The 22,262-nt window shown below is 72.1% G+C and carries 22 protein-coding genes; 10 read left to right on the top strand and 12 right to left on the bottom strand.

Going from position 1 to position 22,262, the window contains the following annotated elements; translation table 11 throughout:
* The first annotated feature begins 58 nt into the window (after nt 1-58).
* Both B0E54_RS16415 and B0E54_RS16410 read left to right on the top strand, forming a co-directional pair.
* The gene (locus B0E54_RS16415; protein ID WP_234584410.1) at nt 59-1,003 is read left to right on the top strand and encodes an RNA polymerase sigma-70 factor; all 945 of its coding nucleotides are present in this window, start codon (nt 59-61) and stop codon (nt 1,001-1,003) included.
* An 82-nt stretch (nt 1,004-1,085) separates the two neighbouring features.
* Complete coding sequence (locus B0E54_RS16410; RefSeq protein ID WP_234584409.1) at nt 1,086-2,273, top strand: NAD(P)/FAD-dependent oxidoreductase; 1,188 nt, start codon at nt 1,086-1,088, stop codon at nt 2,271-2,273.
* A 110-nt stretch (nt 2,274-2,383) separates the two neighbouring features.
* On the opposite strand, the gene B0E54_RS16405 is transcribed toward B0E54_RS16410, so the two are convergent.
* The 4 genes from B0E54_RS16405 to B0E54_RS16390 form a co-directional block, all read right to left on the bottom strand.
* On the bottom strand, nt 2,384-3,574 hold the full coding sequence (locus B0E54_RS16405) for a serine hydrolase (RefSeq protein ID WP_234584408.1): 1,191 nt from the start codon (nt 3,572-3,574) through the stop codon (nt 2,384-2,386).
* A gap of 127 nt (nt 3,575-3,701) precedes the next feature.
* Nucleotides 3,702-4,226 carry an orotate phosphoribosyltransferase gene (gene pyrE / locus B0E54_RS16400; RefSeq protein ID WP_234584407.1) on the bottom strand — a complete coding sequence of 175 codons (525 nt, stop codon included), beginning with the start codon at nt 4,224-4,226 and terminating at the stop codon, nt 3,702-3,704.
* 51 nt (nt 4,227-4,277) lie between these two features.
* A complete protein-coding gene (locus tag B0E54_RS16395) occupies nt 4,278-5,006 on the bottom strand; it encodes a PH domain-containing protein (protein WP_234584406.1) in 729 nt (242 codons plus the stop codon).
* A 60-nt stretch (nt 5,007-5,066) separates the two neighbouring features.
* A complete protein-coding gene (locus B0E54_RS16390) occupies nt 5,067-6,143 on the bottom strand; it encodes an aldo/keto reductase (RefSeq protein ID WP_234584405.1) in 1,077 nt (358 codons plus the stop codon).
* Nucleotides 6,144-6,233: 90 nt separating this feature from the next.
* On the opposite strand from B0E54_RS16390, the gene B0E54_RS16385 reads away from it, so the two are divergent.
* Together B0E54_RS16385 and B0E54_RS16380 are read left to right on the top strand one after the other, a co-directional pair.
* Nucleotides 6,234-7,115: an AraC family transcriptional regulator gene (locus tag B0E54_RS16385; RefSeq protein WP_234584404.1), complete on the top strand. Its 882-nt coding sequence runs from the start codon at nt 6,234-6,236 to the stop codon at nt 7,113-7,115.
* An 82-nt stretch (nt 7,116-7,197) separates the two neighbouring features.
* A complete protein-coding gene (locus B0E54_RS16380; RefSeq protein WP_234584403.1) occupies nt 7,198-8,019 on the top strand; it encodes an NAD(P)H-binding protein in 822 nt (273 codons plus the stop codon).
* Between the two features lie 82 nt (nt 8,020-8,101).
* Here the strand turns inward: B0E54_RS16380 and B0E54_RS16375 are convergent, their stop codons facing one another.
* From B0E54_RS16375 to B0E54_RS16360, 4 genes are all read right to left on the bottom strand, one after another.
* The gene (locus B0E54_RS16375) at nt 8,102-9,010 is read right to left on the bottom strand and encodes a hypothetical protein (protein WP_234584402.1); all 909 of its coding nucleotides are present in this window, start codon (nt 9,008-9,010) and stop codon (nt 8,102-8,104) included.
* A complete protein-coding gene (locus B0E54_RS16370; protein WP_234584401.1) occupies nt 8,998-9,720 on the bottom strand; it encodes a hypothetical protein in 723 nt (240 codons plus the stop codon). The genes B0E54_RS16375 and B0E54_RS16370 overlap by 13 nt, the downstream gene beginning before the upstream one ends.
* A 92-nt stretch (nt 9,721-9,812) precedes the next feature.
* On the bottom strand, nt 9,813-12,605 hold the full coding sequence (locus tag B0E54_RS16365; RefSeq protein WP_234584445.1) for a BTAD domain-containing putative transcriptional regulator: 2,793 nt from the start codon (nt 12,603-12,605) through the stop codon (nt 9,813-9,815).
* A gap of 83 nt (nt 12,606-12,688) precedes the next feature.
* On the bottom strand, nt 12,689-13,483 hold the full coding sequence (locus B0E54_RS16360; RefSeq protein ID WP_234584400.1) for a hypothetical protein: 795 nt from the start codon (nt 13,481-13,483) through the stop codon (nt 12,689-12,691).
* Nucleotides 13,484-13,701: 218 nt separating this feature from the next.
* On the opposite strand from B0E54_RS16360, the gene B0E54_RS16355 reads away from it, so the two are divergent.
* On the top strand, nt 13,702-16,803 hold the full coding sequence (locus B0E54_RS16355) for a BTAD domain-containing putative transcriptional regulator (RefSeq protein ID WP_234584399.1): 3,102 nt from the start codon (nt 13,702-13,704) through the stop codon (nt 16,801-16,803).
* 83 nt (nt 16,804-16,886) lie between these two features.
* Here B0E54_RS16355 and B0E54_RS16350 read toward each other — a convergent pair whose 3' ends face one another.
* A complete protein-coding gene (locus B0E54_RS16350) occupies nt 16,887-17,279 on the bottom strand; it encodes a YciI family protein (RefSeq protein ID WP_234584398.1) in 393 nt (130 codons plus the stop codon).
* A gap of 247 nt (nt 17,280-17,526) precedes the next feature.
* On the opposite strand from B0E54_RS16350, the gene B0E54_RS16345 reads away from it, so the two are divergent.
* The 5 genes from B0E54_RS16345 to B0E54_RS16325 all read left to right on the top strand — a co-directional run bounded on the left by B0E54_RS16345 (nt 17,527) and on the right by B0E54_RS16325 (nt 20,195).
* Nucleotides 17,527-17,814, top strand: a complete 288-nt coding sequence (locus tag B0E54_RS16345; protein ID WP_234584397.1) for a helix-turn-helix domain-containing protein — start codon at nt 17,527-17,529, stop codon at nt 17,812-17,814.
* A gap of 78 nt (nt 17,815-17,892) precedes the next feature.
* The gene (locus B0E54_RS16340) at nt 17,893-18,456 is read left to right on the top strand and encodes a carboxymuconolactone decarboxylase family protein (protein ID WP_234584396.1); all 564 of its coding nucleotides are present in this window, start codon (nt 17,893-17,895) and stop codon (nt 18,454-18,456) included.
* Nucleotides 18,456-19,328: a PhzF family phenazine biosynthesis protein gene (locus B0E54_RS16335; protein WP_234584395.1), complete on the top strand. Its 873-nt coding sequence runs from the start codon at nt 18,456-18,458 to the stop codon at nt 19,326-19,328. The genes B0E54_RS16340 and B0E54_RS16335 overlap by 1 nt, the downstream gene beginning before the upstream one ends.
* Before the next feature lie 232 nt (nt 19,329-19,560).
* On the top strand, nt 19,561-20,013 hold the full coding sequence (locus B0E54_RS16330; protein ID WP_255787109.1) for an SUKH-3 domain-containing protein: 453 nt from the start codon (nt 19,561-19,563) through the stop codon (nt 20,011-20,013).
* A complete protein-coding gene (locus B0E54_RS16325; RefSeq protein WP_234584393.1) occupies nt 20,010-20,195 on the top strand; it encodes a hypothetical protein in 186 nt (61 codons plus the stop codon). The genes B0E54_RS16330 and B0E54_RS16325 overlap by 4 nt, the downstream gene beginning before the upstream one ends.
* Here B0E54_RS16325 and B0E54_RS16320 read toward each other — a convergent pair.
* The 3 genes from B0E54_RS16320 to B0E54_RS32470 all read right to left on the bottom strand — a co-directional run bounded on the left by B0E54_RS16320 (nt 20,179) and on the right by B0E54_RS32470 (nt 22,128).
* Complete coding sequence (locus B0E54_RS16320) at nt 20,179-20,733, bottom strand: hypothetical protein (RefSeq protein ID WP_234584392.1); 555 nt, start codon at nt 20,731-20,733, stop codon at nt 20,179-20,181. The genes B0E54_RS16325 and B0E54_RS16320 overlap by 17 nt on opposite strands.
* A 179-nt stretch (nt 20,734-20,912) precedes the next feature.
* A complete protein-coding gene (locus tag B0E54_RS32475) occupies nt 20,913-21,650 on the bottom strand; it encodes a low temperature requirement protein A (protein WP_308195368.1) in 738 nt (245 codons plus the stop codon).
* Complete coding sequence (locus B0E54_RS32470; RefSeq protein WP_308195367.1) at nt 21,577-22,128, bottom strand: low temperature requirement protein A; 552 nt, start codon at nt 22,126-22,128, stop codon at nt 21,577-21,579. The genes B0E54_RS32475 and B0E54_RS32470 overlap by 74 nt, the downstream gene beginning before the upstream one ends.
* Between the last annotated feature and the right edge of the window lie 134 nt (nt 22,129-22,262).

Genomic DNA, 22,262 nt, shown 5'->3' with positions numbered 1-22,262 from the left:
CGCCGCGCCTCGCCCACTGCTCGGCAGGCCGCGCGACGGACGCGGCTACTGTCGAGCCATGCCGCTGCGTCCGGATGAGGTCGAGGTGTTCGAGCGCTCCAGGGGCCGCCTGGAGGCGATCGCCTACCGGCTGCTGGGCTCGGCCAGCGACGCCGAGGACGCGGTCCAGGACACGTTCCTGCGCTGGCAGTCCGCCGACCGGGAGCACGTCGAGACGCCCGAGGCGTGGCTGACGAGGGTGCTCACCAACCTGTGCCTCAACCAGCTCACCTCGGCGCGCGCCCGGCGGGAGACCTATGTGGGGACGTGGCTTCCCGAGCCGGTGCTCGCCGGGGACCGGATGCTCGGCCCGGTCGACACCGTCGAGCAGCGCGAATCGGTCTCCATGGCGGTGCTCACCCTGCTGGAGCGGCTGTCGCCCAACGAGCGCGCGGTGTACGTGCTGCGCGAGGCGTTCGGCTACCCGCACGGTGAGATCGCCGAGATCCTCGGCGTCAGCGAGTCGAACTGCCAGCAGATCTACCGGCGTGCCCGGCAGCACGTCACCGCCGACCGGGCCCGCGCGGAGGTCGACAGCGCCGCCGCCCGCAAGATCGTCACCGAGTTCCTCATGGCGGCCAACAACGGCGAGGTCCAGCGGCTGGTGGCGCTGCTCACCGACGACGCGACAAGCGTCGGCGACGGCGGCGGCAAGATCCCGGCCCGGACCACGCCGATCAGCGGCGCGCTGGCGGTGGCGAAGTTCCTGCGGGGCCTGTTCCGGCCCAGCGACGCCAAGCGGAACCTGGTCAGCGGCAGCCCGGCCCTCTACGCCGAGGTCGTCAACGGCGGCCCGGCGGTGGTCGTGGTGACCGGCGACCAGGTCGTCGGCGTCATGTCCCTGGAGGTGACACCCGACGGTGTCGCGGCCATCCGCATCCAGGTGAACCCCGACAAGCTCGAACGCGTCACGCGCCAGTGGTCCACCACCGAGCACTCGGAACCGCTCCTGCACGTCTGGTGACCCAGGTCATAGCCACCTCCTGTCAGCAATCGCGTCGCCGTCCGGTTCAGGAAGCGACCATCACCGAGACAGGAGTGCCGCCATGAAGCACCGCATCGTCGTCCTCGGAGCCGGATACGCCGGAGCGATCGCCGCCGGGCGTCTCGCCCGGCGACTGCACCCCGACGACATCGAGATCACCGTCGTCAACGCCGAGGCCGACTTCGTCGAGCGGGTCCGCATGCACCAGCTCGCCACCGGCCAGGACCTCAAGCGCCGCGAGCTGAGCCAGGTGTACGCGGGCACCGGCGTGCGGGTGCGACGGGCCCGGGTCACCGCCGTCGACGTCGACCGCAGGACTGTCGCGCTGACCGACGAGAGCGGCGCCGACGAGATCGCCTACGACACCCTCGTGTACGCCCTCGGCAGCGCCGCCGCCGACCACGGCGTGCCCGGTGTCGCCGAGCACGCGTACGACGTCGCCGGCCGGCCGTCGGCGCTGCGGTTGCGTGACCGCCTCGGCCAGCTCGCGGCCGGCGCGACGGTGCTCGTCGTCGGCGGGGGCCTCACCGGCCTCGAAGCGGCCACCGAGATCGCCGAGGCCCGGCCCGACCTCGACGTCGCGCTCGCCGCCCGCGGCGGCCTCGGTGACTGGCTCACCGGAAAGGCACGACAGCACCTGCGGGGCGTCACGGCCCGGCTCGGCATCACCGTCCACGAGCACACCGACGTCGCCCGGGTGGAGGCGACCGGCGTCGTCACCGCCGACGGTCGGACCATTCCGGCCCAGGTGACCGTGTGGACGGCCGGCTTCGCCGTCCACCCCGTCGCCGCCGCCACGACCCTGACGGTCGCGGCCACCGGGCAGATCGTCGTCGACGACACCATGCGCTCCCTCTCGCACCCCGACGTGTACGCCGTCGGCGACGCCGCACTCGCCGCCGGGCCGGGCGGCAAGCCCCTGCGGATGTCCTGCGCCTCGGGAGGCCCGATGGCCTGGCAGGCCGCCGACGCCATCGCCGCGCGCCTGACCGGTCAGGTGAAGATCCCGAAGGCCCCGCTGGGCTACTTCAACCAGTGCATCAGCCTCGGCCGCCGCGACGGCATCATCCAGTACGTGACCGCCGACGACCGGGCAAAGCCGTCCCTGCTCACCGGACGGCTGGCGGCCCGCTACAAGGAGGTCGTGTGCCGGGGCGCCGCGTGGAGCATCACCCACCCCATCCCGTACCCGGTGCGCCGCCGCCACGTCACCGCCACCCGGACGGAGACCGCCGCGACGGTGTCGTGACCGGGTGGCTGTGAGAACGGGTCGGTCCCCGAACCCACGCGTCACACGGGCAGCGCCCCGCAGACCGGTGATCCGGTCCGCGGGGCGCGGTTGGAGCAACAGCTGCCGCCTCAGTGGACGGTGCACAGCGCCGCGTCGACGCTGCCGTTCACGTCGGCGAGCATCTGCTCACCGGTCGGCAGACCGGTCACGGCGACGACGGCGCCGCGGCCGTCCTCGGTGACGAGGTTGCGGGTCTCGAAGCCCTGGATGTCACCGCCGTGGCCCCAGGCATCGCCGCCGCAGGGCAGCTCGTGCCGGGCGATGCCCAGCCCGTACTCGTACTCGCCGGACGGCTCGAAGCCGGGCGCGGGCACTGTCGTCATCATGGCCGCCTGCTGCGCGGGCTTGAGCAGCCGGCCGCCGACGAGCGCCTCGAAGAAGGTCCGCAGCTCGTCCGGGGTCGAGACCAGTTGGCCGGCGGCCCAGCCCAGGGACGGGTCCATGTCGGTGACGTCCACCCACGCAGCGCCCGGGGCCACCGCGACGTAGCCGTGGGGGTGCGTGCCCCGAAGGCGCTGCTCCCCCACGCCCGGCCAGTACGTGTCGCGCAGACCGAGCGGCCTGATGACACGGTCGGTGATCTCCTCCCCGATGGGGCGTTCGGTGACCTGCTCGACGATGAGCCCCGCGAGGACGTAGTTGGTGTTGCTGTACCTCCACTTCGCCCCGGGCGCGAAGTGCGGGGCGTTCGTGAGCGCGGCGTCCACCAGCCGGCGCGGCTGGTAGTACGAGTGACTCTTGTCGATCAGGTCTTGCGGCTGCGTGAACAGCACGTCGTCGTAGTCGGGCAGGCCGCTCGTCTGCTGCAGCAGCTGGCGTACGGTGATCGCTCCGCCGTCGTTGCCGTTGCCCCGTACGACGCCGGGCAGATAGTGCTCGACAGTGGCGTCCAGGTCGATGCGGCCCTCCCCCACCAGTTGCAGGACGACCACGGCGGTGAAGGTCTTGGTGTTGCTGCCGATGCGGACCTGGCCGTCGCGGGGAACCGGAGCGTGCGAGCGGAGGTCGCGCACGCCGGCGGTGTAGTCGTGGACGCGTCCGTCGGCTCCCCGCACCGAGGCGAGCACGCCGGGAAAGCCGTCCTCGCTGACCAGCCGGTCCAGGTGCCGCTGCACGGCGTCGCGTGGGCCGGCGGGCCGACCGGATTCGGCCGCGGCGAACGCCGGAGGGCCGGTCAGGACGGCGACGGCGGCCAGCGTCCCGGCGGCCGCCCGCAGGGTCCGGCGGCGGCGGGCGGACGTGCGCTCTTGCAGGGGCATGACGGGCTCCTCGGTATCGGACTCGCTTGACCCCATCAATGGTTCAAGGATTCCGATTCCGGGACGATCCCTCCTGCTGCCCTCCTGCGGTACAGCCTGCGCTACCCAGTAGCGGAGCGGGAGGCGGTCAGGCCGACGCGGAACGTTCCAGATCGTGTCGACTGAGGGCGGCGCGCAACCCCAGCCCCTCGGCGGCGAGGTTCTGCCGCCCGCCCTGCTCACGGTCGATCGCGCACACCACGGTGTCGATCACCGCGCCGCTGGCGCGCAGTTGCCGGCACGACGCCAGTAGCGCCCCGCCCGTCGTGACCACGTCCTCGATCACCACGACGCGCCTACCGTCCACCGGGCCACCCTCGGCCGCCTTGCGGGTGCCGTACTCCTTGGCCTGCTTGCGAACGAAGACAGTCGGCAGCCCGGTCACCTGTGACATGACCGTGGCGATCGGTATGCCGCCCATCTCCATCCCGGCCAGCACGTCGCACCCGGGCAGCAGGGCGACCATCGCCTCGGCCACGTCGCGCAACAGATCGGGCTGCCCCTCGAACAGATACTTGTCGAAGTACTCGGGGCTCACCTGACCGGATCGCAGCCGGAACGACCCGGTCAGGTGACAGGCTTCGTACACGCGACGCGCGAGTAGGGACGGCACACCCGTCAGCCTCGCATCCCGGCTGGCGCGGTCATTGGCCAGGCTCACCCGCTAGCCGGCGTCGGGGCCCTGAATCCTGGCCACCGCGGCGGCGAACTCGGCGTCGGTGAGCGCGCCCCGCTGGTGCTGCCGGGTCAGCGCGTGGACGTCCCGTCGCTGGTTAGCCGTCGGGCCGCCACGGTTGGTCACGGACCGGCCAACTCCCGCGGACCGGCGTCTTGTGGCGGCACCGGCGGTGGACGGCCGCGCCGGCCCATCGGCCTGCGCGGCATCTCGGGGCTGCGCGTCGCGCTGGTGTGCCCGCAGTGTCGTCAGGATCTCGTCGTAGTGCTCCGGCCAGGTGGCCAGCCGTCCCAGTTCGGGCCGGAACGTGAACGGCCGCAGCAGGTCACCGCGCTGGAGCGCGGTCTGGACCGCGACCCCGTCGGTTCGCTCGATGATGATCGCGGAGCGACCCATGTCCAGTCCCGCGATGGTGGCGATGCCGCTGTGGATGGACGCCACCGATGCCCAGGGAACCGTTGTCGTGCGCAGTAGCGTCCGGGACCGGACGCCGGCCGCGCTGACGTAGACCCCGAGCATCGCCTGCCGTACGGCGACGGCGAGGCAGATGGCCATCCACGCCCCGAAAAGGATCGCGACCGGGGTCGGCACCGGCATCGGCCACCCGCGCACGTACGCGATCACGAGTAACGAGACGGCGGCGGCCACCCCCACCAGCCCCAGCATCGCGAAGCCGGTCGTGGCGTCGAGAGAGTACGGGCGTTGCCACTTACCCATGCCGTCATGGTGACCGGTGGCGTCCACCCGCCGGATGTCCTGGACCGCGCGTGCGGGTGCTCAGTACCGGACGCCGTTGCCGAGGAAGGGCGACGTGGGACTGGGCTGGCCGTCGACAGTCGCGCCGGCGAAGGCGAGCCGCGGCGCGAGGTACCGGTTGTTGTCGGCCGGGAAGTTGAGAGCAGGTGCTGACACCTCGTCGAGCCGTGCGGTCTGCTCCGGCGACAACCGCACGTCCACGGCGGCCAGGTTCGCCTTCAGTTGGTCGAGACGCCGCGCCCCGATCAGCACCGACGACACACCCGGTCGGGCGCCGACCCAGGCCAGCGCCACCGCCGCCGGTGTCACGCCGGCGTCGGCCGCGACCTCGTGCAACACGTCGATCACCTGCCAGTCGCGCTCGCTCGGGCCGCCCACCAGTGCGGCGCGGGTCGTGTCGATGTCGCTGGCGCCGCGCACGTACTTCCCGGAGAGCCAACCGCTCTTGAGCGGACTCCACGGCAGGACGCCGAGACCGTGCTCGCCCGCCATCGGGATGAGCTCCCCCTCGACCGTCCGTTCGAGCAACGAGTACTCCAACTGCATCCCGATCGCCGGCGTCCAACCGCGGAAGTGCGCGACGACCTGCGCCTCGGCGGCCTTCCACGCGGGCAGGTCGGACAGGCCCACGTAGCGGATCTTGCCGGCCGTGACGAGGTCGTCGAGGGCGCGCAGCGTCTCCTCGACCGGTACGCCACGGTCCCAGTTGTGCAGCCAGTAGATGTCCAGGTGGTCGGTGCGCAGCCGGCGCAGCGACTCCTCGGCCTGGGCGACCACCGCCTTGCGCCCGGCGCCGCCGCCGTTGGGGTCGCCGGGGAAGAGGTTGCCGAAGAACTTCGAGCCGAGAATGATCCGGTCACGCAGGCCGGGCCGGGCGGCCAGGTAGTCACCGATGATCTTCTCGGAGTGACCGTTGGTGTAGATGTTTGCGGTGTCGATGGAGTTGCCGCCACGTTCCAGGTACTCGCTGATCATCGCCTCGGACTCGTCGACCGGGGCGCCCCAGCCGTGGTCCTCGCCGAAGGTCATGGCACCCAGGGTGTACGGGCTGATACGCAGGCCGGAGCGGCCCAGCGTGACAAAGTGATCGAGTGGCATGCGCCCAGTACACACCCGGAAACCGCCGACCCCGTAGGTCGATACTGCCAGCGCATTGCCTGATCCTGCCATTCTCGGCAGTATGGGCCCATGACCACTCTGCCGGAGATCCGCGACCTGGTGCTGCGCCACGCCGGCCGGCCCACGCCCGGCGGTCTCGTCCTGCACCGCACCGACACGCCCACCGAGCCGATGCCGGCCCAGACCGCGCCGCTCTTCGCGCTCGTCGCGCAGGGCGCGAAGTACGCGGTGCTGGGCGACGGTGTCTTCTCGTACGGCGTCGGGCAGTTCATCGTCGCCTCCATGGAGCTGCCGGTGATCAGCCACGTCAGCCAGGCCAGCCGCGCCGAGCCGTACCTGGTGCTGGGCCTCGCGCTGCGGCCGTCGCTGATCGCGGACCTGCTGTTGGACGCGCCCCCGGCCACCGGCGAGCCGGCGGCCGGCATCGCGGTCAGCACCGCCGACGACGACCTGCTCGACGCGGTGGTGCGGCTGCTGCGGCTGCTCGACCGCCCCGACGACCAACGCGTGCTCTGGGCGGGTGTGGAGCGCGAACTCGTCTGGCGGTTGCTGACCAGCGAACAGGGCGGGACGGTCCGCCAGATCGGGGTGGGCGACGGCAACGTCGTCCAGATCGAGCGGGCGATCCGGTGGATCCGCGAGCACCACGCCGACCTGTTCCGCGTCGAGGACGTGGCGCGCGTGGCCGGGATGAGCGTGACCTCGCTGCACCGCCACTTCCGGGCGATCACGACGATGACGCCGATCCAGTTCCAGAAGATGGTGCGCCTGCAGGAGGCGCGGGCCCGGCTGCTGGCCGATCCCGGTGACGTGGCGGCCGTCGGGTTCGCGGTCGGCTACGAGAGCGCGTCGCAGTTCAGCCGCGAGTACCGACGACTGTTCGGGCTGCCGCCGGGCCGGGACGCGGCCCGCCTCGCCCAGCTCGACCCGGCGCGGCTGGCGACTGTGTGAGGCCTCGAAATTGGTGGCACGATCCGGCAGCGGGGTGTTTCCTGACACCGGCCTGATCAACACCAGGGTGGGAAGGAACCACGTGATCGTCGTCTCCGCTGCCTCCGGAGCACTCGGCCGGCTCGTCGTCCGGCAACTCCTGACGCGGGTCCCCGCCGATCGGGTCGTCGCGGTGGTACGCCAACCCGCGCGCGCCGCCGAGCTGGCCGCGCTCGGCGTTGCCGTGCGGCACGGCGACTACGACGATCCCGCCAGCCTCCGCTCGGCGTTTCGCGACGCGGAGCGGCTGCTGCTGATCTCCTCGCCCGAGCTGGCTCCGGACCGCCGGATCGGGCACCATCTGGCCGCGCTGGAGGCGGCCACCGCCAACGGCGTACGCGCGATCGCCTACACCAGTTTCCTGGGCGCCGACCGCGACGGCTCGGGAATGAACGCCGCCCACCACGTCACCGAACGGGCGATCATCGAGAGCGGGATCGCGTACGCGATGCTGCGGAACCCGTTCTACAGCGAGGCGTTCCTCAACGCCGGCCTGCGTGCCGCCGCCGCGTCCGGGACGCTCACCAGTGGCACCGGCGGGCGTGGGCTCAACACCGCACTCCGCGCGGACCTCGCCGCGGCGGCGGTGCGCGTGCTGACCGACGACGCGTACCTGGGTCGTGGCTACAACCTGACCGGCCCCTTGTGGACGTACCCACAGCTCGCCGAGGTCCTGAGCGACGCCACCGGGAAGAGGATCGACTATCACGAGGCCACCGACGAGACGCCGGGGCCGATGGGCTTCCTGATGGGCCTGGCCCGGTCCGGGGCACTGGAACGGCAGACCGAGGACCTGACCCGGCTGCTCGGCCGCCCACCGGCGACCCTCCGGCAGGCCGTGGCCGGCGCGTTGAGCGAGACCTGAGCCGCAACCTCTACCGCGCCGTGACGCGCCGATCCCGCTCCGCCTCGACCGACCGGTCGACGCGGAGCGGACTCATCGACCGCTAGAACCCACCCCACGGGCGGGCCGAGCACTTCCAGGTCTTCCCGTCGTTGTGCGAGACGCAGACCACGAGGACCTTCCCGACGAGTGGCAGCCCGAAAGTGAAGATGTGGATCCTCGTCTTCACATAGGGAACGCCCGACTTCTCGGCGACGTCGCCGAGCGCCCACCCGGCGTCCGGCCCCGACACGCTCGCCACCCGGCGCAGCGAGTCGACGTCCCTCCCGGCGAGCAGCGTCTCGATCTCCTGCGCCGACGGCTCGCCGTCGCCGGTCAACGTGTCGACGGCGTACGGCCCCTCGGCGGCGACGCCGTTGGCCTTCTCGAAGGCGGCCTTCATCCCGCCCACAGTGGTGTCGCCGCCGAGGTCGAGGGTGAGCGTCTGGTCGCCGCGACGCGACAGGACGCATTCCCAGAAGGACTTGCCCGAGGCCATGCACATGGTCAGGCACCACTCCCGGCCCTCCGGCGTGGACGAGGCGAAGAGCAGGGAGGACGTCGCCGTCCCACTGTCACCCCTGCCGTCGTACACGCCGTCCGCGAGGTCGGCCATGGTCGTGTCGAGGACGTCCCGGCCGCCGGACATCGTCCCCAGGACCGTGACGCCGTCGACCTCTTTGCCGGCGACGAGCGCTTCGAGTTGGTCGGCGGTGAGGGTCCGGCCTCCGGTGTCGACGGCCAGCACCGTGTCCAGGTCGCCGACGGGTTGGCCGGTCATCTCCTCGAACCGTTGAAACATGATTCCGGGAGCGCCGGGCTGGTCGGTGACCGTCTGCCGGGCAGCGTCGTCGGCGGCGTGCGAGGGAGCGTACGAGGCCACCAGCGCGACGACCAGTGCCGCGGTGACGATGGTGACGCGCCTGATGACGTCCCGCAGAGCTGTCGGGGTCGTACGAGCTACCAGCGACATGTGACCACCACGCCCAGGCCGCTGGGAGAGGGCCCCCAGTCACAGTGCTCGCCGATCCACTCACCGATGTCGCTGATCGTGTCCGCGACCCACGCGAACGCCGACTTGATCGCGCCCCAGATGCTGAAGTAGACGACCGTGGACTCGGGTGTGCCGCCGGCCTCGTCGATGATGTCCTTCGTCGACGCGGCGGGATCCGGCTTGTCGATGGTCTTCAGCACGCGTACGCCTGTGGTGTCCTTGCCGGCCAGCAGCGCCTCGACCTGCCCCGGGGTGCGTTCCTTGCCGTCGTCGACCGCCACGATCGCGCGGTCGATCAGCACCTCGCCGCTGCCGGTGACGGCCTGGGCGATGGCGGTGATCTCGCGCAGTGTGAGGTCGTTGCCGAGCGCGGGACCGGTGAACCGCCGGACCGAGACGGTGCCGGACGGGTCGATCCAGAGCTCGTCGGCCACGATCATGTCGTCCGCCTCGTACGGGGCCCAGGCGAACGTCCACTGCCCGGCGACGCAGCGGAACTGACCGTGCTCCCGACCCTCGGGTTCGGTCTCGGTGCGGACGCTCCCGCCGCGGTCGTCGAGGTACTGGACCAGACAGTCGGTGCCTCTGGTCGGCGGCTTGTCGGTCCGGGCCACGGCTGGGGAGGCCGTGGCCAGCGCCATCGCGCCGACCACCCCCACCACCGCGAGGTTACGTGCCGAGCGACTCATCGGATGCTCCATTCCTGGCGAGGGAAACTGGTGCCCGAAGAGTGCCGGGCCGGGCTGAAACGGCCCGGAAACCGCGCTGAAAGCGCGGGGCGTCAGGACAGCCGGGTGCCGTCGAGCTGTTCGAGGTCGGCACGCAGCGAGTCGGCGTCGGCGTCGCCGAGGTCGTCGAGGATGCTCAGGGCGCGGCGCCACGCGACACGGGCGGCGCCCAGGTCGGCGAGCGCCCGGTGGCTGCCGCCCAGATTGACGTACGTGCTCGCTACCGCGTACCGGTCGTGGACCTGCGCGAAGAGTTCGAGTGCGTGCTCGTAGCAGGCGACCGCCCGCCGGTCGTCGCCGAGCTGGTGATGGGCGTGGCCGAGGCTGTCCCACGTGTCGGCCTGTCCCTGCACGTCGTCCACCTCCTGCAACACCCGCAGCGCCTCGCCGCACGACGTGAGGGCCCGGTGGTGGTTGCCGAGCAGCCCTTCCTGCCAACCCACCGCGTTGAGGGTGTACCCCTGCCCGGCCCGGTTCCCGGCCCGCCGGAACAGCGTCAGCGCCCGCCGGGAGTGGCTGAGCGCCTGCTGGTGCCGCCCCTGCCGCTCGGCCAGCTGGCCGAGGTTGAGGCAGGTGTGTGCCCGCCCGGCGTCGTCACCGACAGCGGTGAACAGGTCGAGCGCCCGCCGCAGGTGGTCGTCGGCCTCGTCGTACCGCCGGAGCCGGGAGCAGGCGAGGCCGAGGCTGCGGTGGGCGTGGCCCTGCCCGGCCCGGTCGCCGATGCGGGACGCGGCGGCGAGAGCGATCCGCTGCGTACCGAGCCAGTCCTGCCAGTGCCCCTGCCGGTGCAGGAAGCCGGCCATGGCCCAGGCGAGCCGCCAGGCGTGCCCTTCGAACCCGGACCGCGCCGCGAGCGGGACGGCGGCGAGCAGGACGGGGACCTCGGCGGTGAACCACGCCGTGGCCGCCGACCTGCTCCTGGGGTTCTCCGGCGTCACGTCGGGCCGTGGCGGCGGGAGACTGATCTCGCTGAAGTGCGGGTGCAGTGCGAGGTCCGCGGCGTGTGCCGCGCGCAGGCAGTGGTCCAGCAACCGGTGCACGGCGTCGCGCCGGTCGGCAGGTGACTCCGCGTCGTCGGCGAGGCTGGCCGCGTACGCGCGCAGCAGGTCGTGGAACGCGTACCGCCCGTAGGTGTGCTCGGTGAGGAGGTTCGCCCTGGTCAGTTCGGTGAGCAGCGGACCTGTCGCCGCCGGGGCGACGCCGGCGAGGCTGGCCACGGCCGGGGCGCAGATGTCCGGGCCGGGATGCAGGCTCAGCAGCCGGAACAGCCGGACCGCTTGCGGGCTGAGCGTTCGGCACGACCAGGAGAACACCGCCCGGACGTCGGTGGTCTCGTCGCCTCCGTGAAAGGCGTTCAGGTCGCCCAGCTCACCGGCCACGGCGGCCAGGGAGAGACGCCTGTTGGTGGCGGCTCGGGCCGCGACGATGGCCAGCGCGAGGGGCAGCCCCGCGCAACGGTGGGCGATGTCGTCGGCAGCGGCGGGTTCGGCGGCGACCTGGTGCGCCCCGAGCCGGCGGACCAGCAGGTGGCGGGCTTCGTCGGGGCTCAGCAGGTCCAGGATCACCGGCTGGGCGCTCTCGGTGACGACCAGCGGGGTGAGCTGGTCCCGGCTGGTGATGACCGCCAGGCAGTCGGGTGAGCCGGGCAGCAGCGGTCGGACCTGTTCCGCGTCGCGCGCGTTGTCCAACACCACCAGCAGGCGCTTGCCGGCCACCGCCGTGCGGTACGCGCTCACCATCAGGTCCTCGTCGCTGGGCATCCGCGCCGCCGGAACGCCGAGCGCCTCCAGGAATCCGTGCAGCGCTCGCGCCGGTTCGGTAGGGGTGGCCGCCGGATCGAAGCCGCGCAGGTTGACGTAGAGCTGGCCGTCGGGGAAGCGCCCGGCCGCGCGGTGCGCCCAGTGCACGGCGAGCGCGGTCTTGCCGACGCCCGCGGTGCCGGACACCACCACGGCGCCACCGGAGTCGACGAGCGCGTCCAGGGTGGCGAGTTCCGCGTCGCGCCCGGTGAACGTCGGTACTCCGGGAGGCAACTGCGCCGCCACCGCCACCGGCCGAGCCGTCGCCGCTGGCGCGGGCGCGGGCGCGGGCGCGGCGATCGCGGTGTCCTGGCGCAGGATGGCGCGTTCCAGATCCCGTAGCCGCGGACTGGGGTCGATGCCGAGGTTGTCCCGCAGGGCGGCGCGCAACCGCCGGTACGTGGTGACCGCCTCGCCCTGCCGGCCGTCCCGGTACAGGGCGAGCATCAGCTGTGCGTGCAGGTGCTCGTCGAAGGGATGCTGCCGGACGAGGCGTTCCAACCCGGGGACGAGCCGGGCGTGCTCGCCGACCGACAGCCGGGCCTCGGCGAGCGCGCGTTCGGCCTCCAACCGCAGGCGTGCCAGGTGCTCGGCCTGCTCCTCGAGCCAGGCGGACCCGGCCACGTCGGCCAGCGGCGGGCCGCGCCACAGTGCTACCGCCTCCGTCAGGTGGGTCACCTGCTCGGCCCGGTCCGTCGCGCGGCGGGCCAGTTCCAGGAGGTGCTCGGCGACCTGGACGTCCGTGGACTCCGGCCCGGTGTTGAGCACGTAACCGGGCCGACGCGCCACTATCGATCCGGGCTCGCCGAGCACCCCACGCAGGTAGGAGACGTGGCGCTGGAGCGTGTTCTCCGCGGTGGCCGGCATCCGCTCGCCCCAGACCACGTCGATGAGCCGGTCGACGCTCACGACCCGGCCCGCGTGCAGCGCCAACGTCGCCAGTACCGCCTTGCGGCGCAACCCGTTCACCGCCTGCGGGCCGTCGGCGGCAACCACCTCCACCGGGCCGAGCAGCCGGACGCGTACGCCCGCGCCAGCCATCGACATCACCGAATCAGGCTAAATCCGCAGGCCGCGGGCTCGATCCGTTCGTCGCGCAATGGACACGACGCCTGATCCGTCCGGTGTCGTCAGCCGGTGTACTTGCCGTTGCGGGTGTCGCCCCACGTGCCGTCGTAGAGCACCTTGCGGTAGCGGTGCACCGAACCCTTCTTGACCGCCTGCCAGTGGAAGGACGCCACCTCGTAGTCGTGGTGCTTGTAGTAGTCACCTGCCGACTTGTAGTAGATCCGGTGCCGGGCGTACCCGCCGCAGTTGGCGAGGTAGCTGTAGGAGTACATCTTCATCCCGCCGAAGTCGGACGAGTAGTACGTCTTCGTCGGGTGCCACACCGACGAAGGGTTCGGGTAGCCGGGCAGCTCGGCCCAGTTGTACGAGTTCCAGTACAGGTCCCAGCAGCTCATCACCGCCGTGGCGGACATCGCGCTCGACGTCGGCACGGCGAGGTTGTCCGCGACGACCAGGGTGGCGGCGATGGTCCGGTACGCCAGCTCCGGCGGGGTCGGCGTGCCGGCCGGCGGCTCCGACAGCAGCGCCCGAGGGACCGGCACGGTCCGGGGCGTGAGCGTCAGGTACGCCTGCAACATGCTCTGCTTCTCGTCGTACGCCAGGGGCGCGTTGCGGCCCATCTCTCCGTCCTGGCGAAGACCCCAGTCGCCGGACACCTCGTCGCGGGAGAACACCACCCGCACACCGTTCTGGTAACCCAGCCGCGCCACCTCGATGTCGCGGTCCACGGGTTCGTCGTCGTACACCCCCGGGCTGGACTGACCAGCCGCGCTGGCCGGCGTGGCAGTCCACGCGGTCAGCGTCGGCAGGACGACCAGCACCGCGAGCAGCGCGCGTCCCGACAGCACTCTTGCCATCATCACTCCTCAATCCGATCGATCACGGGACGCCGACCGGGACGGTCCGCGCCTCTACGTGCCTGTGCGAGCCATCGTTCGGGGCGAGGCTCCGAGCGGCGTCAAGGTGGCGTCAAAGGCGTGGAGAATCCGGTGTCGTAACGGCGACGTTCCCGTACGCGCAGCCGTCGGCACGCCGCCAATTGAAGGATGGACCAGCTTCGACGTACGGGCAGCCGATGAACGCGCCGGTCGATCAGGGGGTGGGTCAGCGGTTCACCCTCGTGGTCGCGGCGGCGGGATACGGCAAGACCTCCGCCGTACGCGGCTGGCTGGGCGACCTCCCGGCGCGCTGGCGCGACGGCTCGGACGTGGCGGCGCTGGAGACCGCCGGCCCGGAATGGTTGGCCGTCCTGGACGCCCGATCCGCGCGGGACCTGGCCGCCGACGAACCGGGCTGGCTCGTCCTCGACGACGTGCCGCGACTGTCCCGCCGGCGACTGACGGCACTGCTGGACACCCTGCGACGGCTCCCTGCGCAGCTCAGGATCGTGCTGGTGACCCGCCACCCGCTGGCGCTCTCCCGGCGGCAGGCGGGGCTGTTCGCCGAGCGCGGCCCGACGGATCTCCGGCTCTCGCGCGACCAGGTGGCGTCGATCCTTGCCGCCGGCCACGGCCTGACCGATCCGGCACTCGCGGGCCAGGTACACGCCGCGACCGGTGGCTGGCCGGCGCTGGTCGGCCTGGCCGGGCGGACCGCCGCCGCCGGCACCGACTGGAACGACCCGGGGACCCCGTTGGAGTCCTATCTGGTGCGGGAGGTGTTCGCGGAGCTGCCGCCGGAGGCTCACCGGCTGCTGCGGGACGCCGCGCATCTCGACCCGCTGCACAGCGACCTGTGCCGCCTCCTCGGGCACCGACACGGCGGCCACTGGCTGAACCACCTGACCCGCGCCGGCCTTCTCGTCGCCACCTCGCCGGACGGGCAGGCGTACCGGATGGTGCCGGTCGTCGCCGACGTCGCCCGCCGCCGTCTCCCGTTGGTCCCGGCCGCCCAGCGACGCCTGCACGCGAAAGCGGCAGCGTGGTACGCCGAGCGCGGCCACCTCGTCCCGGCCCTCCGGTCGTACGGGAAATCCGGTGTCCTCGCCGCGACGGCGCGGATCCTCACCGACCACGGCGCGCAGCTGCTCGCCTCGGGTGACGCCGAGGCCGTCGTCGACGCCTTCCGGTCCCTGCCCGAGCATGCCCGTTCCGACGGCCTGCGGCTGCTGCACGGGGAGGCGTTGGAGATGCGCGGCGACGTCGAGGCGGCGCTCGCCGTGTACGCCGCGCTGGCCGATGGTCCGGAACCCCTCGGCGCCGGGCTCGCCTGGCGGTACGGCCTCGTGCACTACCTGCGCGGTGAGCCGCAGGCAGCTCTGGAGGTCCTCCGGCGCGGCGCGCTCGACCCGCACCCGTCCACCGACAACGTCCGACTGCTCGCCTGGACCGCCGCGGCGCAGTGGACGACCGGGGACGCCGAGGCGTGCCGGCGCCACGCCGAACGCGCCCTCGCGGCAGCGACAGCCGTCGGCGGCGACGCCGCGCTCGCCGCCGCGCACACCGCGCTCGCCCTGGACGCCAAGCTGCGCGGTGATCGACCGGCAGCCGACGAGCATCACGAGAAGGCGCTGCGGGCCGCCGAGGCGGCACGCGACACGGTCCAGGTGGTCCGCATCCGCGCCAACCGCGCGTCCGCCCTGGTCGGCGAGGGTCGATATGCCGACGCCCTGGCCGAGGTGCGACCCGCGGTGGAGTTGGCCGAGGCCAACGGGCACGCCGCGATGCTGGCGCTGGCGCTGTGCAACGAGGGCGCGGCCCACTTCCACCTCGGTCAGCTCGCCGAGGCCACCGCCTGTTACGAGCGTGCCGTGCCGCTGCTGCAACGGATGGGGTCCCGCAAGGTGGCGTACCCGCTGGTGGGGATCGGCGACGTCCACGCGTTGCGGGGCCGGGCCAACCTGGCCCGCGCGGCGTACGAGGAGGCGCTGCGCGCCAGCGAGCCCGTCAACGACCATCAGATCCAGGTGACGGCGCTCGCCGGACTGGCCCGCGTGCTCGCCGCCGAGGACGGCCCCACGGCGTTCGCCCTGGCACAACGCGCGGTCGAGCTGGAACGTGGCCCGGACTCGGCGACGGCCCGGCTCGCGCTGGGGTGGGTGGCGCTGGAGATCGGCGATCACCAGCGGGCCGCCGAGGTGGCGCTGCTGGCGTCCACCGCCGCCCGGCTGCACCGTGACCGTGCGGCGCTCGCGGGTGCTCTGGAGCTTCGCGGCGCCGCCGCCGTCGACGCCCACGACACCCGTCACGCCTGGCGGGAGGCGGCGGCGACCCTGCGCGACATCAGGTCGACAGTCGCCGCGGACCGCCTCGCGGTGCTGCTCAGCCTGCTGCCCGGAGCGGATCCCCGGGAGCGCGTCGACGCCCGGCTGGCGGCCGAGCGGCTGACGGTCGCCGGGGTGCCGCCGCCCACGCTCGGCCGGCAGGGCCCGCTCTGCGTCACCCGGGTCGCCGTCCGCACCCTCGGGCGCTTCGAGGTGTACGTCGACGGTTCGCAGGTGCTGGCCGCGGCGTGGCAGTCACGCAAGGCCCGGGATCTGCTCCGGATCCTCGCCGCCCGGCGAGGTCGCGCCGTGCCCCGCGAGCAGCTCGGCGAGATCCTCTGGCCCGCCCAGGACCCCGGCCGGGTCAGCCACCGGCTGTCCGTGGCCCTGTCCACCCTGCGCGGCGTCCTCGACCCCGAGCGCCGTACGCCGACGGACCACTTCATCATCGCCGCGCACCCGAGTCTGGCTCTCGACGTCGGCCACCTTGAGCTGGACGTCGAGGAGTTCCTCGCCGAGTCGGCACACGGGCTCCGGCTGGCCGGGCACGGTGCCAACGAGGATGCGCGGGCGACGCTCCTTCTCGCCGAACAGCGCTACCGGGGCGACTTCCTGGAGGACGAGCCGTACGACGACTGGTCCCGACCCACCCGCGAGGAGGCCCGCCGGGTCTACCTGCGCGTGGTCCGCACGCTTGCCTCGCTGGCGCACCACGCGCACGACATCGACGAGACCGTCCGGCACCTCGGCCGTGCGCTGGAGCTGGAGCCCTACGACGAGGGCGTACACGGCGAGTTCGTCCGGACCCTGACGGCCGCCGGCCGGCACGGCGAGGCGGCGCAGGCGTACCGGCGCTACGTGGAGGCGATGTCCGCCATCGGCGTACCGGCCCGGCCGCGCGACGAACTGTGCGACACCGAGCGTGTCGCGGCCGGCGGCGGGACGGACCGGCAACGGCTCACGTCGAGCAGTTGACCTACCGCGTGCGGCAGGCCCGGGACCGGGCTGCGGACCAGCCCGGGCCCCGCGCGCTGGTCCGCACCAGCGGGTCTGTGCGATCAGACCCCGTCGGGCCGGCGTAGCCGGCTGTCGGCCTCGCGGATCATCGCGTCCGTCTCGGGATCGGGCATGAGCTCCCGGACGTCCTGCGCACACCGGCACGAGGCGGCGATCCTGGCAGCCCACGCCAGCGCGTCCTCGCGGGTGGGCACGTCGACGACCGAGAACCCGCCGACGACCTCCCTGGTCTCCGGGTACGGACCGTCGGTGACCGATCCGTCAGTGGCCACGATGCTGGCCTGCTGCCTCTCCAGTCCGCCGCCGAACACCCACACGCCGGCGTTCACTGCCTCCTCGATCACCGCGTGCGAGGCCTTGCCGACGTCGGGCCAGTCCTCGGCGGGGATGTGGTCCATCGCGCCCTCGTTGAACGAGATCAGGTACCGCGGCATGACATGACTCCCTCGTCCCGGCGGTCTCCTCCGACCGCCTCCTGTGTGTACTACGAACGGCTCGGCACGGATTCGACGCTACGCCGGGCCGCCGGATCGAAGGGCCCCACCGGGATGGTCGCGGCCGCCACTGTCACGCCGCGTGGTTACTGTGTCGGAAATCGAAGCATCGAGAGGGGCGGCACAGGCGATGACGACGCCCAGGCCGGGACGGCGGGTACGAGGATCGAGCACCGGGCGCCCACTGATGGCAGCCCTCGACCTGTTCGGGCGGCGCTGGAACCTGCGGATCGTCTGGGAGCTGCGCCATGGGCCGGTCGGGTTCCGTGCGCTGCGGGAGCGCTGCGACGACATGTCCTCCAGCGTTCTGCGGCAACGGCTCACCGAACTGCTCGACGCCCGTCTCGTCGCGCAGCAACCGGACACGACCTACGCCCTCACCGAGCTCGGCCACGGCGCCCATCAGGCCCTGCGCCCACTCGTCCGCTGGTCCGACCAGTGGGCCTCCGCCATGACCGAGGACGGCGCGCTCTAGCGCACCACAGCGCGACCCTGGCGCTTCTAAAATCGAATCGCTATGGTGCGGTGGAACCCGTAGTCGCGGGAGGTGACCATGGCTCGCATCGCTCCGCTCGACGCGCCGTTCACGGCCGACGTGGCAGCCCAGCTCGCCACCATGATGCCGACCGGCATGCCACCGATCGCCCTGTTCCGCACGTACGCCAAGAACCTGCCGATGACCGTCGCGATGAGTCAGTGGGGCCGATACGAACTCGGTCGGCACCTGTCCCTGACGCTTCGCGAGCGGGAGATCGTCATCCTTCGCACCTGCGCGCGCTGCCGCTGCGAGTACGAGTGGGGCGTCCACCTGATGGTCTTCGCCCACCGCGCCGGGCTCACCCGCCCCGAGATCGCCTCGCTCACCGACGGCGTGCCGGACGACGCGTGCTGGACCACCGGACGCGAACGGGCGCTCATCCAGGTGGTGGACGCCCTGCACGACTCGTCGGACATCGACGACAGCCTGTGGCAGTCCGCCCGCGAGGTGCTGGACGAGCCGCAGGTGCTCGACCTGCTGCTGCTCTGCGGCTGGTACCACGCGATCTGCTTCGCCGCCCGCGCCGCCCGGGTCGACCTTGAGCCGGGTGCCCCTCGCTTCACCGACGTCGTGGCCTGATGCCCGGCCCACGGGTGATCGTGGTGGACGCCTGCACCCGCGACGGGCGCGGCGGCAGCCCCACCGCGGTCGTGCTCGACGATGCCAGCCGCACCGACGAGGAACGGCGCGCTGTCGCATCGACGGTCGGCGCGTCCCACACCGCGTTCGTCGACAGCAGCGGCGTGGGCCCGCCCCGCGTACGGTTCTTCACGGGCGAGGAAGAACTCCGCAACTGCGGCCACGGCACCATCGCCGCGCAGGCCGTCCTGCTGCACCGCGCCAGCGCCACCGAGCACCACGGCCACCAGAGCACCGGCGGCCGAACCGTCGCCGTGACCGCCACCCGCCGCCGCGACGGCATCGAAGTCTGGTTCGAGCAGGGCGTCATCGCGCTGTCGGACCGCGCCGAACCGGCCGACAGCGCCGTCATCGCGGCCCTCCGTCTGACGCCTGGCGACATCGTCGCCGACGACCTGCGGGTCGCCTCACCGGGCACGCCCCGGCTCCTCGTCCGGGTCCGGGAACGCCGGACGCTGTCAGCGCTGCGGCCCGACGTCGCCCGGCTGGCAGCCGAGTGTCGCCGGCTCGGCTATCTCGGCTGCTTCGCCTACGTGCTCGCGCCGACCGCGGAACCAGCCACCGCCCGCATGTTCGCCCCCGCGATAGGCGTGGACGAGGACATCGTCAACGCCAACAGCGTCGGCTGCCTCGCCGCCCACCTGCTCGACACGTCCCGCGACAGCGGCATCGCCGTTCACCAGGGTGACACGCTCGGTCGTCCGTCAGCCGTCCTCGCCACGGCGACACGGACCCCGGACGGCATCGTCGCCAGAATCGGCGGCCTGGTGCACCACCCGAGGGCACAGCCGACCGTCTCGCGGACCACCTGAGTCGCCGCCGTCCCCTGTCGACACGGCAAAGAATCTTCGTGCGCCGTGGCACGGAAACTGTGCGCTACCGCAGTCGTTGTCGAAGCTGCTGGACCGTGGCGTCGACCCGCGCGGTGGAGCGATCGGCGCCGCGCGGATCCGCGCACCGGGCAACCCCGGCCACGGCGCACAACCCGTGCTGCAACAGTTGTAAGGCGTTGCGCAACGAGTTCGACCTGAGGGAGGTGCTGTGATGCGGGGAGACGACCGCGCACTGCCGGACCGTGCGGCCCAGACACTCAGGATGGCAGGTTGGACGCCGCGCCGACGGGTGGATGTCGGCGAATGGGAGTCGGGGCTCGCCCCGGAGGGCTTTGCCATGCACGCTCCCGCTCGTGCCTTCCTGACCGAGTTCGGTGGTCTGGTCGTGCCGGTGAGCGGTCCCGGTCGGGACTCCGCCCGCATCGGAGTACGCCTCGACCCGCTGCTGTGCCTCGGCCAGAAGGGCTGGTTCGACAGCCTCTCCGGATCCACGGCCGGTCAGCTCTACCCGGTCGGCGAGGAGCACGACGGGCACGCCAGCCTGGCGATGGACGCCGACGGCACGATCCATCTGCTCTTCAACGACCAGATCAAGAGGATCGGCCCCGGCCTGACCGGCCTGGCCCGACTGCTCGAAGGCGAAGAGGCCCCGGCCGGGCAGTGACGGGGCCGGCCCCGTCCCCGCACACCTCGGCCGCGATGGCCCTGGACGTGTACGCGAACCTGTTCGACGACGACGTGGGCAAGGTGGACCGCCTGGAACGGGCGCCGCCGCCCACGAATACCACCCGGGCCACCCAACCCGTCATCGTCGGCACGCTGCGCCGGCTCAGCCGTCCATCTTGACGATGTAGCCCTCATCCGCGCACGCCGTCTGCAACCCCGACACGTGAGTGCCCATCGGCCCCACAAACGCCAACGCCCCACCGTTGTCCTCGGGCAGCTGCTGCACCTGCCACAGCAGGTCCATCAACGCCGTCCCGTGCTCGCGGATCTTGTCGTACCGGGAGTCCTCGAAGATCTTCCGCGCCTCCCGATACTCGGCCTCCGTCAGCTTGTCGTCGCCCGCGTCGGAATCCTTCGGGCTGCCGTCGATCTGCTTGTCCTCCGCCATCGCCTTGCAAGCCGCGATTCCCGGGTCTTCACGGATGAACCGGTCGTACACGGCGTACCCGCCGAGGGACAGCACGAGCACGACAAGGAACGCGGCGGCGGCAACGATCAGCGGCGTCCGCGACGACTTCACCGGAGGTGGCGGCGGTGCATCAGGTCCGGGGCCGGCGTAAGGCTGACCGGGCCACTGCTGCGATGCCGGGTAGACAGGGCCGCCCTGAGCGTACGGCTGGGCGGGCTGCTGCGGGTACGGCTGCTGCTGGTCGGTCACGGTGTGCTCCCCACGTTTCGGACGACGACCGCTCATGCTGGCCGCAACCGGTTCAACGGCACGACGGTCTGTCGGGTTGGCGACTGCCGGTGTGACTGTTCAGCGGCAGCGGAGGCCCATGCGGTGACCCCACGCCCGACACACAGAGCAGCACGCCTACTGTGTTCGGACTGTCCCTGCTACATCGACGGGGAGGGGGGCTCCGGTGGGCGGCCCACGCGACGTCGTGCGTCGGCGAGGGCGACCCCGAGCAGGACGACGGCAGCGGCGATGGCGGCGAACAGTGGCGGCGCGAAGGACAGTGGCGGTGCCAGCAGGACCAGGGCGGCGATGCCGACGAGCCGGCGGGTGGCGATCCGGTTGAAGACGACCTGCTCCAGCCGGATGCGGCCGATCAGGAAGAGCGCCGGCCCGCCGAGGATGACCGCGAGCCAGGCCGGGTGGGATCGCCCGTCGGGACGCGCCAGCACGACTTCCGAGCCGGCTGCGGCGGCGATGATGCCGAGCACCAGGAGCAGATGGGCCGCGCCGGCCACGCGGCCGGCGGCCGCCCGGTTCGACGACATCGCGACGGCGTCGGCCAGCAGCTGGCCGGCCCGATAGTAGTAGATCTTCCACATCAGCACGGCTGACAGGAACGTGATCGTCAGCGCCGTGGTCGCGGGGAGCGTGGCGGGGTGGTGGGCGTAGGTGAGGCCAATTGACACCACCGTCTCCCCGAGCGCGATCAGCAACAGTTGCTCGTGGCGCTCGGGGAGATGTCTGCTGTTGGCCATTCCCCATGGGCTGATGGATGGTCGGCGCATGCCGGGCACCGGCCAGTTCCGCCGCGACACAACCAGGTCAACCGTGATGGCGATCAACCACAGAACGCCCCGGGCGTTTCCGTGCGTCACCGCGCCGGCGAGCCAGATCACTCCGGAGACACCGAAACCAGATGGCCATGCGGGTGTAGAGCGCCTGTATCTCCTCGTACCCCCGCAACAGGGGCCGAAGCAGCAAGGGGCGCCCGACGTGCAGCAACACGTACACGACGGCGAAGGTGGCGCCCCGTGCGTGGGACGCGCGCGGCAGGGCTGTCGCCATGAGGAGCAAGCCGAACGCGCTGACCAGGACCAGCAGCTGAATCCAACGGTTACTGCAGTCGAACCGGCTGGTGATGTAGGCGGTGGTCGCCCACAGGTAGAGCAGCGGTAGGGCCAGAACGCCGGTGAACACCAGCGAGCGCCAGTCCACCTCGTCGGCGAGAAGCTCCGGCACCAGCCGGCTGACGACCCCGATCAGAGCGAAGACCAGCACCAGGTCGAAGAACAACTCCAGGAAGCTGGCCTGCCGGGCGTCCTCCTCGCTGCGCAGGATGCTCCCAGCCTGCGCCGGCGCCGATGTTTGCTCCACCCGCCCATGGTCTCGTGCTGATCATCTTGCGCGCGGAGATTTGGCCGGCTCCCTCGACCGTCACGGCAGGCGTGCGGATGCCTCGGGTCGGGCGGGCGGTGCTGAGCCGATCGCCGCGCTGATCGTCGGCAGCG

The sequence above is a fragment of the Micromonospora sp. MH99 genome (assembly GCF_021442385.1).
Classification (GTDB): domain Bacteria; phylum Actinomycetota; class Actinomycetes; order Mycobacteriales; family Micromonosporaceae; genus Micromonospora.
Note: the sequence above shows the minus strand (reverse complement) of the source record. Positions and strands in the feature narration are given on the sequence as shown.

Bases quoted from the DNA above. Each gene is read 5' to 3' on its own strand.
- B0E54_RS16345 (WP_234584397.1), top strand. From the start codon at position 17,527: ATGGCAGCCCTCGACCTGTTCGGGCGGCGCTGGAACCTGCGGATCGTC.
- B0E54_RS16360 (WP_234584400.1), bottom strand. From the start codon at position 13,483: ATGGCAAGAGTGCTGTCGGGACGCGCGCTGCTCGCGGTGCTGGTCGTC.
- B0E54_RS16330 (WP_255787109.1), top strand. From the start codon at position 19,561: ATGCGGGGAGACGACCGCGCACTGCCGGACCGTGCGGCCCAGACACTC.
- B0E54_RS16335 (WP_234584395.1), top strand. From the start codon at position 18,456: ATGCCCGGCCCACGGGTGATCGTGGTGGACGCCTGCACCCGCGACGGG.
- B0E54_RS16355 (WP_234584399.1), top strand. From the start codon at position 13,702: ATGAACGCGCCGGTCGATCAGGGGGTGGGTCAGCGGTTCACCCTCGTG.
- B0E54_RS16370 (WP_234584401.1), bottom strand. From the start codon at position 9,720: ATGAGTCGCTCGGCACGTAACCTCGCGGTGGTGGGGGTGGTCGGCGCG.
- B0E54_RS16340 (WP_234584396.1), top strand. From the start codon at position 17,893: ATGGCTCGCATCGCTCCGCTCGACGCGCCGTTCACGGCCGACGTGGCA.
- B0E54_RS16365 (WP_234584445.1), bottom strand. From the start codon at position 12,605: ATGTCGATGGCTGGCGCGGGCGTACGCGTCCGGCTGCTCGGCCCGGTG.
- B0E54_RS16410 (WP_234584409.1), top strand. From the start codon at position 1,086: ATGAAGCACCGCATCGTCGTCCTCGGAGCCGGATACGCCGGAGCGATC.
- B0E54_RS16350 (WP_234584398.1), bottom strand. From the start codon at position 17,279: ATGCCGCGGTACCTGATCTCGTTCAACGAGGGCGCGATGGACCACATC.
- B0E54_RS16385 (WP_234584404.1), top strand. From the start codon at position 6,234: ATGACCACTCTGCCGGAGATCCGCGACCTGGTGCTGCGCCACGCCGGC.
- B0E54_RS16405 (WP_234584408.1), bottom strand. From the start codon at position 3,574: ATGCCCCTGCAAGAGCGCACGTCCGCCCGCCGCCGCCGGACCCTGCGG.
- B0E54_RS16415 (WP_234584410.1), top strand. From the start codon at position 59: ATGCCGCTGCGTCCGGATGAGGTCGAGGTGTTCGAGCGCTCCAGGGGC.
- B0E54_RS16375 (WP_234584402.1), bottom strand. From the start codon at position 9,010: ATGTCGCTGGTAGCTCGTACGACCCCGACAGCTCTGCGGGACGTCATC.
- B0E54_RS16390 (WP_234584405.1), bottom strand. From the start codon at position 6,143: ATGCCACTCGATCACTTTGTCACGCTGGGCCGCTCCGGCCTGCGTATC.
- B0E54_RS16395 (WP_234584406.1), bottom strand. From the start codon at position 5,006: ATGGGTAAGTGGCAACGCCCGTACTCTCTCGACGCCACGACCGGCTTC.